The following is a 13908-nucleotide window of genomic DNA, read 5'->3' on the forward strand; positions in this document are numbered from 1 at the left end:
GACAGGGGAAATCATCTGGGTTGCCAGATGAGCCTGAGAACCCTCGGATGGAATGGGTTCAACTCAGCCTATTCGAGTGGAGGGGAGAGTGAGTAATTACTCTTCAGAATCCCCCGCATTCTATGCGCGGGGAGTCGTCAATATCCTGAAATCAAGCCACGGCAAAGCCTGTATTTCCTTCAAATACTTCTACAGAAATCGGACATCCTTATGCGATCGCTACCGTAGAATTACGTAAATTTGGCGCTTATGACAGGCTTCAACCCGTCAATATCTGATCACGACTTACCGCGAACACTTAGTTCACAGAACCTGATTCGTAAATTTTTTGTAATATAAACGACAGCCTTTAATCATCGAAACGTAAACTTCTATGTCATTTACTTGTGTTTTCCCGCAAAGGTGATTACATTAGGAATTGAAGCCGAAAGGCTTACTAATGACAGAAGTTGAACTGACAAAATCAATGACAAAATCAATGACAAAATCAAATTAGGAGGTATAAAACCGACTGATAAATTTCATTTCTATTTCCTCATTGACAAGTAACAGCAACGCTCAACAAATTGCTGAGATTTCCTAAAATTGTAAACTAGGGAGATAAGCTCTAAAAACTAAGTTTTTAGTGCCACTCCAGATAGAATTAACTTAAACAGGAAATCATTCAAGCGATCTACTTTTGAGAGTTGCTGTTGCTTTATGGTTTGTCATTCGTCGTAATCGCTTCTCTTCACGCTAGCGCAGTTTTCAACGCAGACTTAATAAATTATAGAACCCTTCTTTTCCAGACTGTAGAGACGTTGCATGCAACGTCTCTACAAGGCTATTCTGGCTCTTGAAACACGTCACAGGAGAACATCTCCGTTAATGTCCGCAGATAGGGTAAAAAGGTTGCCATATTTTCGGGAGGTAGGCGATTGTACATTTCCCAACCAATCGCTTTGAGCATATCTTGCACTAAACGCCAGCCGACACGTAAACGCGGATAAAGCATAACGCATAAGGGAAACAATTCTCGCTGCACCGCCCGAATGTCATCTTCTAAGACACACAGACACAGATAAACCTGAAACATTTCCACGTCACGGATACTGGCAATTCTTACCGTTTTGCTCATCAGCGAACCGCTGTAGGTTTCGTAGTTGGGATTCTGACGGCAAACTTGTTGGCACACAGAAATAGCCAGTTTTGTGCTGATGGGTAACAAACTTTGCACCGCTAATAGCGCCGGAGAATTGTAGGGATGGTTGGCAGCCGCATCATACGCCGCTTGTAGGGGCATGTACATGTGGTCATCCATTACCTTTAAATAGGGAAGCCACAGCTTTTGTTCAGCGGGTGAGAGCCAATCCAGTAGCTTTTGACCCGTGTAGTGGAACTGCATACTGACAAACCCGATCGCACGCCGATCAACACTCGTATATTTTTGGCGCACTTTACCAAAATCTTTACCGACAATCACCGATAAACGTCGGGGTGTTGCGCGTTGAGCATAAGCATTTGCCGTCTTTTGAAACAGATAACGGGTATCCGCCGCAATTTCTAAGGGATTGACTAATTCAGGATTAATACCATGACGCCTAATTTCCTCAGATAGCAGCGTTTCGGTCAACGACCAGGCTTGGGCGCTGGCAAAGTTGAGCTTTTGCATCATTTTCTCTGCCGTGCTTTTTCTGGCTTCCAGTGAGGCAGTTTCCTTGAGATCCGCCGCCGCTAAACTGGATACTGACTCATCTTGGTCTTGGTTGGTAACAGCCGTATAGTATTTCCTCGCCCAAAGCACCGCTAAGGAATGAACGTTGGATGTTGACGAGTCCGACTTTGACGAGTTGGGTGGTTTGCCACCAGTAGAACGCTGACGCGGTGTCGGCTCGGACACGGAACGTTCTGTGGATGCGATGGAATAGGTCATGGTAAAAATCCCGTTACACTCTCATTTCCCTTCAATAGGAGAAGATGCAAAAAACTAATTTGTCTCACCTGGGGTTAGGTGAGAGTCAATCAGCACTGATTATGTATCCTCTCGGCGTTAAAAAAATCGGATGTTATGTAGAAACTTTAAAAGAGCAGAGTCTGCGTCTGAACCCTTGTCGCTGACAAGGAGGGGTTCGAGTTGCGATAACGACTCTGCTCAAAAATCGCTTCTGTCATATTTTTGCTGTTTTTATCATTCATAATACAGGATTATCACAGTTATTAAAAGAAATGAACCATTCTCATTTAGTTTTCACCCAACAGGTGAGACTGGCAGGGGATTACCTCTCAAGCGCTTTCCAGGAAAGGGTTAATGGTTAATTGGGTTGGGGAGGCATGATTCTCAGATAACTCGGCTGAGCGTGAGTAAGGTGACTTAAATCACACTTTCCATGTTACCTTGCCCACTGATGTAAGAGATAGGAGTAGTATTCTGTCTTATCGACGGTATCCAGCACCCGAATCCGTTTTCCTCTCGCCTCGACTTGGATACGACCTTGACTGAAACCGTGAGGAATCACCGAGGTTTCCCAGTCTTGCCAGGTAAAGAACTCGGGATGAGCCAGATAGGTGGTGGCGAGAACGTCCCAGAAATAATAGTCTTGGGGAATTACTAAGGCGTAACATTGACCCGCCAAATCGGAAATGGGATGGTGACGCTGTTTGCCCAATTTGTAAACAAACTCAGAGGTAACCGGGACGGTATTGGTCAAGTCAAGGGGACAAAGGACAATCGGAATCTGAGTTTGCCAAATTTGATGTACGGCGAGGGGGTCCCAGTAGGCGTTCCACTCGGCTGAACCATCTTGTCCGGGTTCCAGACTTTTTTCCACATTACCAGGAACGTGGATTGCACCCCCCATCCAGACGATTTGCTCAATCTTCGCTTCGATATTCGGGGCAAGGTTTAAGGCGGTGGCGACAGTGGTGAGGGGTCCTGTCACCATCAGGGTAACAGGTTGGTCAGCCGTTTGCAGCGATCGCACAATAAAGTCTTGACCCGTTTCCTTCAACAGAGGGGTTTGGATGGCGTCATTCTGGTTAAGAATTGGCAGATGATCCACAATAAACGCATCCCGGCGGTAAAGGGGAGGAAAGGGATTAATCCCGCGCACTGTACTCTCGGCAACGGGGATATGAGAACATCCGATTAGGTCTAAAATTTTGCGCGTGGCGCTAACGGCGGGTTGAATATAGCAATCCGCCGGAGTGACAACGATACCCAAGGGTTGGATGTGATCCATTGTCATTAGCAAGACGGTTGCCAAGTAATCATCGACACCGCCATCATGATCCATGAGGACGAGAGGTTTGGACACGAGGAGAAATTTTCCGCAAGCATACACTTGATTATTATCCCTCAATTTTCATCCTTGACCAGATCCCCGACTTCAGAAGTCGGGGATCTAAATTGTCCGACTTATGTGTGACTTATATCTGACTTGGCGGGATGAGAAGGATGAGAAGACTATGATCACAGCAGGGTGATTCAAGTGTTTAATCATGTCGCGATCGCTAAAAGTTGCTCCCCAGTATATCGAAACAGTCAAAGCTGCACTACCGCGAAATCGTTTTGCGAGTCAGCGAGACTTAGCCGAGAGAGTACAGTTTTCTCTCTCCACCGTCTCCAATTTCCTCAATGGCAAACCTGTGGATCGTTTTAATTTTTATGACCTTTGCGATCAGTTGGAGCTGAATTTAGAGAAAATTGCTGATTTCTCTGTCGCCGATAAGAACTCATTTTTAGCAATAGAGGTGGATGAAGAACAGACAGATACTGAACCTGAAGTCTCTACCTATATCCTGCGTCCTCCCAGCGAATCGCGTTGCTATGAAACAATCGTCAAGCCCGGTTCCCTACTGCGAATTAAAGCCCCAAAACGGATGGGAAAAACGTTGCTGATTGAGAAGATTCTCGAAAAAGCAGTTAAAGAAAATTATCGCACCGTTCGCTTAAACTTACTCCAAGCCGATCAAGCCGTTTTGCGCGGACTAGATGAATTTTTGCGCTGGTTCTGTACATTTGTCAGTCGGCGGTTAAAACTACCGACTCAACTGGCGAAGTATTGGGAAGAAGGGTTAGGAAGTTCTCAGAATTGTACGATTTATTTTGAAGATCATCTGTTATCTCAATTAGACCAGCCATTAGTCTTGGCACTAGATGATGTTGATCGAATTTTTCCCTATCCCAAAATTGCCCAAGACTTTTTTGGTATGCTGCGAGTTTGGCATGAGGAAGCAAAAACCAGCAGACTGTGGCAGAAATTACGGTTAGTGATTTCCTATTCTACCGATGTTTATATTCAGCTTAATACGAATCGTTCACCGTTTAATGTTGGTGTGCCAATTGAATTGCCAGAATTTACATCCGAACAAATGCAAGAGTTAGCCCAACAACAAGGATTAAATTTGGATAATTCCCAGGTGACTCAGCTAATAGAGACGGTAGGAGGACATCCGCATCTGATCCAGCTTGCTATTTATTCCCTCACTCGTGAGGATATTACGTTTGAACAACTCTTGCAAACGGCTGCTACGGAATCAGGAATTTACAGCAATCATTTAAGGGGACAGTTATGGAATTTACAACAGTATCCTGAGTTAGCCGCAGCAATGAAAACGGTAGTTGAGGCAAATTGTCCTGTACCCTTGGAATCAATGCTGGCGTTTAAGTTACAAAGCTTAGGTTTAGTACAGTTAGAGAATAATTCTGTCAAGCCGCGTTGTCTATTATATTCCCAGTATTTTTCCCAGAAGCTTAGAGGTAGGGAAACATAAATCAACAGGAACTTCCTTTGGCTACGGCGATTGAAATCGCTGCTACACAAACAAAGTCCGCCTGCGCGGACTGAGTTATCACGAAGGTAGCTAACCCAGATTTTGTATTACAAAAAAAAGGGTTTACCTATTCCATCATTTTAGGTTGTAGGTTGGGTTGACGAAGGAAACCCAACAAAATCCAAGCGTTGTTTCCTACTAATCTAATGGATCAAATTAAGTGTATTAACCGCTATCCTGCGTTAGGCGAATAATCTCGACAAACCTTTACTTTTTCTATGGCGTCGATCCACTAATAGAGGTTGGTAGAGACGTTCTGTCGGAACGTCTCTACAAAAGGGTAATTGGGTAGTTTTTGTTACAGTTTTTTGAAGATTTTCCTATCAATTTTGATTACTGGACTGGCGCTATAGAATGCAAGTGAACCCCAGTGCATCATTTGGGTAGGTACGTTATACTTCGCTCTCCCCACTCTACGGATTAGAATTAAAGAAAAATAGTGTCCGCTACTACGAATGACAAATGACTAATGACGAAGGATAAATAATCAATGACTAATTACGAATATCAAGTTGGCGGAAGTTTAGCGGCTGATGCTCCCAGTTATGTAATGCGTCAAGCTGACCAAAATCTTTATCAGGCGTTAAAAGCTGGTAAATTTTGCTATGTGTTGAACTCGCGGCAAATGGGCAAGTCTAGCTTGCGGGTGCGAACGATGCAAAAACTGGAAAAAGAAAGAGTAAAATGTGCGGCAATTGATCTGACACTAATTGGCAGTGATAATGTTACCAAACCAGGCTGGTATATGGGGATATTTTACGATTTAGTCAGGAAGTTTGAGTTATCCGGTAAAATCAACAAAAGGGCATGGTGGAAAGAACATGAATTTTTATCTCCTGTGCAGCGATTGAGTAATTTTTTGGAGGAGGTATTATTAGCTGAGATATCCGACAATATTGTTATTTTCATTGATGAAGTTGATACGGTACTCAGTTTAGGATTCTCAACCGATGATTTTTTTGCCTTGATTCGGGGGTGTTACAATCAACGGGTTGACAATCCCGCTTATAACCGATTGACGTTCTGTCTACTGGGTGTAGCCACGCCTTCAGTTTTTATTCAAGACAAAAATCGCACACCGTTTAACATTGGTTGTGGAATCGAATTATGTGGTTTTGAATTAGATAAAGCACAACCGCTAGCTGAGGGATTATTGGGTAGAGTTGATAATCCTGAGATCATTTTAAAAGAGATTTTGACTTGGACAGGAGGACAGCCATTTCTCACCCAAAAGCTTTGTCAAATTGTTTATAATGCTTGTGGAGAATCCCAAGTTTCTTTAAAGCCAGGAGAGACAGAGAAAGAGTGGGTGGAAAAGTTGGTGCGATCGCACATTGTTGAAAACTGGGAATCTCAGGACAATCCAGAACACTTGAGGACAATCCGCGATCGTATTTTCTGCAATCAGCAGCATCTTCTATTTTGCTTAGATACCTATCGTCAAATCTTAGACTGTGGAGAAATTATTTATAATAATCCTGAATATATAGATTTAATTTTATCTGGATTAGTGATTTGCAAGCATAACAAGATAAAGGTTTATAATCAAATTTATAAATTGGTTTTTAATCAGAAGTGGCTAGAAAATGTAATGAATGCTTTGCGTCCTTATAATAGGAATTTTTTAGCATGGCTTAATTCTGGATGCCAAGATAAATCTAAATTGTTATGGGGAGTTCAATTGCGAAAAGCTTGGAGGTGGGCAAAAGAACAAACATTGGGCAGACAAGATTATATTTTTTTACATGAAAGTCAGGTCAAAAACCAGCGTATATTTAATCGCCTAGAAGATATTAAAGACCTCATTTCATTTTTATCTCTAACTTTGTTACTTGTTTTAATCTGGCAGATACGTCAGTTGATTATTCAAGATTTATACCCTAACGTACAAACCATTATTCAACATGTAGAATTGATGGAGCAACAGATTAAAGAGAAAGACTTAAAGCTTCGACAAGCCGAAAATAAAATTCAGGAGTTAGAAGAAAATACTACCCCTAAAAAAACACCTCCGAAAAAAACTAACAATTAACCAAAAATTAATTATCTAGTGGTAGAGACGCGCCATGGCGCGTCTCTACAAAATGATGAGCGATCGCAACTGTAATATCAACCCTATTTATAATTCAGGCGCGTCCGATTCAAGCCGTACCTGTCACTTACGATTTCACGGTGGAAGTCACTCAAGGTTCTTTGGCTGGTAATAGGTTTATTACTTTTAGATAAACAACAAAACTATTCGCTAAATTCTGAAGAATAAAAAGAACTGAATTTGTATGAAGAAATCGATGATTATCTCAGCTTTGTCAATCGGACTGTTCGCAATCTTTATTTAAGTCAGAATCAATCGGATATATAAACAATGCCTGCTCGTCGTCAAATCCTAGGACGACATCCACCACCAGGCGATCCCATTCAGTCAGAAAATTATAATTCTTGAATCGGTGAAAACCGCGATCGCACAATCCAGAGGTCGAGAACTGGTAGAAAAAGCCCCTAAAGCGTTATTGTGTAAGAAGTCACGGCAATCTGACCCTATCTCTGGTAACACTAAACTTTAAGATTAACGTTAACTATGTTTGATGCTCTCGCCGAACGCTTAGAAGACGCCTGGAAGAAACTACGCGGTCAAGACAAGATATCTCAAGCCAATATTCAAGACGCCCTGAAAGAGGTGCGTCGGGCTTTGCTGTCGGCAGATGTGAATCTGCAAGTCGTCAAAAAATTTGTTGCTGATGTTGAAACGACGGCAATGGGCGCTGATGTTATCGCTGGCGTCCGCCCTGACCAACAGTTTATCAAGATTGTCTACGATGAACTGGTGCAGGTGATGGGGGAAAGTAATGTCCCCTTGGCTAAAGCTGATACATCGCCCACTATCGTGCTGATGGCAGGGTTGCAGGGAACCGGGAAAACCACGGCGACGGCTAAGTTAGCCCTACACCTAGGCAAGGAAAACCGCAGTTGCTTGATGGTGGCGACAGACGTTTATCGCCCCGCAGCGATTGACCAGTTGGTGACGTTGGGTGAACAGATTAATATCCCTGTCTTTGAAATGGGGACGGATACTAACCCTGTAGAGATTGCTCGTCAGGGGGTTGTCCGTGCCAAAGAAACGGGTGTTGATACTGTAATTATCGATACGGCGGGACGATTACAAATCGACGCCGAGATGATGGCGGAACTTGCCCAGATTAAGGACAATGTTAAACCCCACGAGGTTCTGCTGGTTGTTGACGCGATGACGGGTCAAGAGGCGGCAACCCTAACCCATACATTTAATCAACAAATTGGGATTACAGGGGCAATTCTGACCAAGCTGGATGGCGATACCAGAGGGGGTGCAGCCTTGTCTGTGCGCCAGGTATCGGGTCAGCCGATTAAATTTGTCGGTGTGGGTGAAAAGGTAGAAGCTCTACAACCATTTTATCCCGATCGCATGGCATCCCGAATTCTGGGTATGGGTGATGTGCTGACGCTGGTGGAAAAAGCCCAAGAAGAAATTGACATGGCTGACGCCGCCCAGATGCAGGAGAAAATGCTCAATGCTCAGTTTGACTTCAGCGATTTCTTGAAGCAAATGCGGCTGTTGAAAAACATGGGTTCCCTGGGTGGGTTGATGAAGCTGATGCCGGGAATGGGTAAGCTGAGTTCGGACCAACTGGAAAAAGGGGAAGGTAAGCTTAAGCAAACGGAAGCGATGATTAATTCGATGACGGCTGAGGAACGCCGCAATCCGGATTTGCTGGCTGGTTCTCCCAGTCGCCGCCGCCGCATTGCCAGGGGTTCAGGGCATGGTGAGCGTGAGGTGAGCAGTCTAATTAGTGAGTTTACCAAGATGCGATCGCTGATGAAGCAGATGGGTCAAGGTCAAATGGGCGGACTTCCCGGAATGGGCGGAATGGGCGGAATGGGCGGAATGGGTGATATGTTTGGTGGTGGAATGGGCAATCGTTCCCAACCCGGTTGGCGCGGTAGTGGTTCGACGAAGAAGAAGAAAAAGGCGAAGAAGAAGAAGGGGTTTGGTCAGTTATGAGGGAAATGAGGGAGCTGGGGGAGCTGGGGGAGCTGGGGGAGCTGGGGGAGATGGGGGAGCAGGGGGAGCAGGGGGAGCAGGGGGAGCAGGGGGAGATGGGGGAAGTCAACCAATGACGAATGACAAATGACAAATGACAAATGACACATCCCCATTTCCCCTAAATTCTTAATCATCGCGTAAAATCAAACAGGTGAGTTATTGGAAACTATGGTCAAAATTCGATTAAAACGATTCGGCAAAAAGCGTGAAGTGAGTTATCGCATTGTGGCGATTGAGAGTAGTGTCCGTCGGGATGGGCGTCCTTTAGAGGAGTTGGGTTTCTACAATCCCAGAACTGATCAAACGACGCTGAATGCTCCCGCTATTGCCAAGTGGCTGAAAAACGGAGCGCAGCCCACGGATACCGTTCGCAGCATTCTCAAGAAAGCCAATGTCCTTGAACAACAAGCCAGTGTCTGAACCTGGGCAGAAAACCAGCCCGGATTATGGGAGTCTGGTGCGATTTTTAGTTGAGCCGTTTTTAGAGTCGTCCACGTCGCTGAGTTTAGACTGTGAACGTGCCCATGCTAATAATCGCGTCTGGATTCGGCTGGCGTTTGACGGAGAGGACAAGGGGCGAGTCTTTGGTCGAGGTGGTCGTAATATTCAGGCAATTCGCACCGTTATCCAAGGGGTGGCTAAGATTGCTGGTGAATCGGTCTATTTGGATATCTATGATGAGTCGGGTGGCACATCCCGCCGTGAAAGCCCTTCAGGGAGTAGATACCAGGGGAGGAAGGGTTCGCCTCGACGCTTGCCGTTGCCTAAGCCTAACTCGAAACCCCGTTCTTGATTTGTCTTATGTCATTTGTCCTGTGTCCTTTGTTTTCCTGCCTGCTAATACTTGATAACTGCTCACTGATAACTGATGATAAACCTTGAGTGAAGTATCTACAATAATTGAATTACCGAGTGTCCAGAGTGCTATGGTACTGGCGGGCGATCGCGAGAGTAATCTGAAGTTACTCTCTCAACGCACTGGTGCGAATCTGGTGTTACGGGGACAGGAGTTGCTCATTTCTGGCACGCAAAAACAAGTTGAGCGCGTCTCGTCTGTGGTGCGATCGCTTAAACCGTTTTGGCTCGAGGGTAGACGGATTGAAGAAGCGGATATCCGCACGGCGTTTCATGCTTTGGATACTCACCGTGAGGATGAACTCCAGGATTTACATCAAGATGTGCTGGCGCGTACCCGTCGCGGTGATGTGATTCGCGCCAAAACATTTCGCCAGCGCCAATATGTTAAAGCGGTTCTCAATAATGATTTGACGTTTTGTATTGGACCTGCGGGAACCGGGAAAACCTTTTTGGCGGTGGTATTGGCAACCCGCGCATTACTGGCAAATGAGTATGAACGCCTTATTTTAACCCGACCGGCTGTAGAAGCGGGGGAAAAGTTAGGATTTTTGCCGGGAGATTTACAACAGAAAGTCAATCCGTTTTTACGTCCGCTTTATGATGCGTTATATGAACTAATTGATGGGGAGAAAATTCCCAATTTAATGGAACGGGGGATTATTGAAGTAGCACCGTTAGCTTATATGCGCGGACGAACGCTGAATAATGCGTTTGTGATTGTGGATGAAGCCCAAAATACTACCCCAGCCCAGATGAAAATGGTCTTAACTCGCTTGGGGTTTGGTTCGCGGATGGTGGTGACTGGAGATGTTACCCAAACCGATTTACCGCCGAATCAAGATTCCGGATTAGGGGTGGCACAAAAAATTCTGCGTCCAGTTGATGGGATTGCGTTTTGCGAGCTTTCCACTCAAGATGTGGTTCGTAATGCTCTGGTTCAGCGCATTGTTGAGGCTTACGAGAAACATCAGAAATAAGGCAGGAGGCAAGAAGGCAGAGGGTAGAGAAAGAAAATTACGGAGTCAATACTGTTCTGGACTTTGGACAAACAAAGTGCGATCGCGGTTGGGAATCTGGTGTTTTTTGATCGGGTTTCAGGTTAATATTAACGTATGATATCGGGACATAAAACCTAATGTAGGGGCGGGTTTTGTTGTTGGGTTATATCACTTCCGTTTAGGTAGTCATTGTCAAAATATCCTCAAACCATTGTACTGTCGTACTGCAAGGATGAGCATTTAAACGGAATTGATATTATTGGTGGGGAGGGCGGGTTTTGTTGTGCCGTTATTGGTGGATATCTGAATTGATTCCCTAAACCCGCCCCTACGGTATGGAGACAGATTTGACCTTAAAGACGAGACGACTTGGGGCAAACCTGATGAAGTCTTTCAATCAACTTTATTCCCCAGTTGTCTACTGAGGATTACCAATTAAGGTAAAGGGTGCCCAGTAGTACGGATGAGAGAAGTTGAGATTTTTGGTCTTGGCGCGTTCCGCTATTTCTGGAGGTAAAGTTATGCTCTTATCTCCATAATTTAATTGACCATTGGCAATACTAACTTCGCCTCGAATCATAGCAAGTTGCGCTCGGCGTAATGCCTCACTTTTAATCGGAACTTGCCTTAATTGACGATAGAATTCAGTCGTGATTCCTAAAGCCCCTTCATCGCTGACGTACCAGAGGGTAGCTAGGGTAGAATCAACCCCCGCTTGTAAGGCTGAGCCAGCAAAACCGAGTTCAGAGTCTTCATTGCCTAGGGCGGTTCGGCAAGCACTGAGGACTAATAAATCCACGGCTGAATCGGATAAGCCTAATTCCTTGAGTTCATCCAGCCGGAGTTTGCGATTCCATAGTTGAATGTAGGAATTGCTAGGATTCCCTGGCTTAAATTCGGCGTGAGTGGCTAAATGGATGATACCAAACTCGTTCTGGTTGATTTGTTCTTGCAGATTTTGGAAGGTGAAATTCTCGTTGAGGAATGATTTGCCTTTCCACAGATACTCTGTAATTGTGGATAGTTCTATCGGCACAAAGGGTAAGGGTTGTAAATCTGAGAATTTCGACGCCCCCATAGCCAGAACTTGACGCGATCGAATGTCGGGATTGCGAGCTTGGATTAAGCTGAAGCTGGGAATCAAGTTGACACTATAGTTCTCGATTAAGAAGTTGTCTCCATCGTGAAGGGCGGCGATGGGGAGCGATCGCAACCCAGAATCCATGGCAAACATTAATCCTTGAATTTGGCGTGCTTCTAAATCGTCCGCTAAGGGTTCGATTAACCATTGGTAGAGTTGCTGAGATGAATCCAGGTAGTTCGTCGATCCGAGGTTACGACGATCGCTGAGTGTCCGCTGAAACTTTTGAGTTTCTGCTAAAACCTTAGCCCGAATCGCATTAGGAACTCGACGTTGAATGGCTTCACCATCGGCAGTAATCAGTACCAATTCTAGCTGTTGATTGTCCTCCGGTGAGCAATTGCTTGATGCTGAGGGGGTATGACCAAATCGGCGATCCACGGCTGGTGCAGACTCTGTTTGACAAGCATTAGCTTCTGAGTTCATGGGTTGAGGGACAAAGCTGACATAAATCACAGCAGTTTTTAAGCCGGTGACTTGTTCGATGTCGCGAGTCCGTTCCGTGATATCTTGTAGATTTAGCCGTTTGGTTACAAATTGTTGTTGGAGATAGGTTTGGAATTCTTGGGTAAAAGCAGCTTCAAGTTGATCTACGCGATCGCTGACATTATCCGTTTCTGACGATGGTGATGATTCTTCCTGGTTTGAAGCCTGCTGTTGGGGAGTCTCACTGGGGGTTCCATTACCGTTATTTCCCGCTGTGGTGTCTTGTCCAGAGGATTCAGGGGTATTGGAATTACCGTTGGCGATACCGGAATTGCCAGGGTTGTCGGTGGGGCTAGAGCCACCATTATTCGCCCCATCACTTCCGTTATTTGGATCACGGCTATAGGTTGAGTCGCCATTGTCAGTGGTATCAGTATTGGCGTTATCTGTATCCGCCGTGTCGGTGTTTCCGTTACTGTTATCTACCGGATCTGTACCGCTATTGTCAGCGATATCGCTATTTCCGTTATTTGGATCACGGCTATAGGTTGAGTCGCCATTGTCAGCAGAATTATCGTCAGCAATATCAGTATTGCCGTTGCTGTTATTGTCTGTAGGGTTAGAACCGCTATTATTAGCCGTATCGTTAGGGCTATCAGTATTCGGTGTATTTACCGCGTTATCGTTGGCGGAATTATTGTTTCCGCTGTCAGTAATCGGAGGGGTGGAATTATCGCTATTTGAGGTAGGAACGCGGCTATAGGTTTGATTGCTCGTGTTAGCCGAGTTGTTACCCACGTTGCTGTTACCACCACTGGTATTGGTGGGATTAGAACTGCTATCGCTTGGGATATTGCTGTTCGCGTTATCGGTATTAGCCGGATTCGCGGTGGCTACGTTATCTCCAGGGATATTATCGTTGTTGCTATCGTAGCTGGGAATATTGGCAGGAGTTGTATTTTCACTCGCCGTATTGCTGGTAGTATCTGAATTAGCAGGATTAGCGGTGCTGTTATCAGGAGTTGCGATCGCATCACTACTGGGTTGAGTTGGAATCCGGCTATAGGTTTGACTGCCATTATTCACTGAATTATTATCAGCGATATCCGTACCAGAAGTCCTGGTGGCGTTACTTAAAGCGGGTTGACGGCTATAGGTTGTCGAAGCGGAGTTATTATTCCCGCTATTAGAATTATTGCTCTCGGCGTTACTCTCAGCTACATCGCCCTTTTCGCAGCTAGGATCATCTGCGGAGCAGTTTTCTTCGTCATCTTCGTCATCATTATTAGTGTTGGTACTAGGAAGCCGACTATAGGTTCGACTATAGGTTTGACTACTGTTTTCCGTATCTGAATTGGCAGCTTGAGTATCGCTGCTACTGTCCGAGGTATTTGTATCAGAATTAGCCGTCGTGTCAGTACCACCTTGAGCTTGACCATCATTTAAGTCATCACCTTGACCATCGGCAATGTCATCTGAACCATCATTTAAGTCATCACCTTGACCATCGGCAATGTCATCTGAACCATCATTTAAGTCATCACCTTGACCATCGGCAATGTCATCTGAACCATCATTTAAGTCATCACCTTGAC

At 45.1% G+C, this 13908-nt stretch carries 10 protein-coding genes; 7 read left to right on the plus strand and 3 right to left on the minus strand.

Going from position 1 to position 13908, the window contains the following annotated elements; translation table 11 throughout:
• Positions 1-823: 823 nt before the first annotated feature.
• Both RIB93_RS33200 and RIB93_RS33205 read right to left on the minus strand, forming a co-directional pair.
• Positions 824-1912, minus strand: coding sequence for a hypothetical protein (locus RIB93_RS33200; protein ID WP_446379694.1), 1089 nt, complete (start codon positions 1910-1912; stop codon positions 824-826).
• Between the two features lie 457 nt (positions 1913-2369).
• Positions 2370-3293 (minus strand): nucleoside hydrolase, encoded by a 924-nt coding sequence (locus RIB93_RS33205; RefSeq protein ID WP_446379696.1) that lies wholly within the window; start codon positions 3291-3293, stop codon positions 2370-2372.
• Between the two features lie 184 nt (positions 3294-3477).
• On the opposite strand from RIB93_RS33205, the gene RIB93_RS33210 reads away from it, so the two are divergent.
• The 7 genes from RIB93_RS33210 to RIB93_RS33240 all read left to right on the plus strand — a co-directional run bounded on the left by RIB93_RS33210 (position 3478) and on the right by RIB93_RS33240 (position 10725).
• Positions 3478-4752, plus strand: a complete 1275-nt coding sequence (locus tag RIB93_RS33210; RefSeq protein WP_446379698.1) for an AAA-like domain-containing protein — start codon at positions 3478-3480, stop codon at positions 4750-4752.
• Between the two features lie 550 nt (positions 4753-5302).
• Positions 5303-6844, plus strand: a complete 1542-nt coding sequence (locus tag RIB93_RS33215) for an AAA-like domain-containing protein (RefSeq protein WP_446379700.1) — start codon at positions 5303-5305, stop codon at positions 6842-6844.
• 543 nt (positions 6845-7387) lie between these two features.
• A complete protein-coding gene (ffh, locus tag RIB93_RS33220) occupies positions 7388-8848 on the plus strand; it encodes a signal recognition particle protein (protein WP_446379702.1) in 1461 nt (486 codons plus the stop codon).
• Positions 8835-8978 carry a hypothetical protein gene (locus tag RIB93_RS33225; RefSeq protein ID WP_446379704.1) on the plus strand — a complete coding sequence of 48 codons (144 nt, stop codon included), beginning with the start codon at positions 8835-8837 and terminating at the stop codon, positions 8976-8978. The genes ffh and RIB93_RS33225 overlap by 14 nt, the downstream gene beginning before the upstream one ends.
• An 80-nt stretch (positions 8979-9058) precedes the next feature.
• The gene (rpsP, locus tag RIB93_RS33230) at positions 9059-9310 is read left to right on the plus strand and encodes a 30S ribosomal protein S16 (protein WP_446379706.1); all 252 of its coding nucleotides are present in this window, start codon (positions 9059-9061) and stop codon (positions 9308-9310) included.
• Positions 9303-9683 carry a KH domain-containing protein gene (locus tag RIB93_RS33235; RefSeq protein WP_446379708.1) on the plus strand — a complete coding sequence of 127 codons (381 nt, stop codon included), beginning with the start codon at positions 9303-9305 and terminating at the stop codon, positions 9681-9683. Before rpsP ends, RIB93_RS33235 begins: the two co-directional genes overlap by 8 nt.
• 85 nt (positions 9684-9768) lie before the next feature.
• Complete coding sequence (locus RIB93_RS33240) at positions 9769-10725, plus strand: PhoH family protein (RefSeq protein WP_446379710.1); 957 nt, start codon at positions 9769-9771, stop codon at positions 10723-10725.
• A gap of 439 nt (positions 10726-11164) precedes the next feature.
• Here RIB93_RS33240 and RIB93_RS33245 read toward each other — a convergent pair.
• On the minus strand, positions 11165-13908 hold a 2744-nt coding region (locus tag RIB93_RS33245; protein ID WP_446379712.1), incomplete at its 5' end, for a CHAT domain-containing protein.

The organism is Coleofasciculus sp. D1-CHI-01, from assembly GCF_040218875.1.
GTDB lineage: Bacteria > Cyanobacteriota > Cyanobacteriia > Cyanobacteriales > Coleofasciculaceae > Coleofasciculus.

Bases quoted from the DNA above. Each gene is read 5' to 3' on its own strand.
- RIB93_RS33200 (WP_446379694.1), bottom strand. From the start codon at position 1,912: ATGACCTATTCCATCGCATCCACAGAACGTTCCGTGTCCGAGCCGACA.
- RIB93_RS33210 (WP_446379698.1), top strand. From the start codon at position 3,478: ATGTCGCGATCGCTAAAAGTTGCTCCCCAGTATATCGAAACAGTCAAA.
- RIB93_RS33215 (WP_446379700.1), top strand. From the start codon at position 5,303: ATGACTAATTACGAATATCAAGTTGGCGGAAGTTTAGCGGCTGATGCT.
- ffh (WP_446379702.1), top strand. From the start codon at position 7,388: ATGTTTGATGCTCTCGCCGAACGCTTAGAAGACGCCTGGAAGAAACTA.
- rpsP (WP_446379706.1), top strand. From the start codon at position 9,059: ATGGTCAAAATTCGATTAAAACGATTCGGCAAAAAGCGTGAAGTGAGT.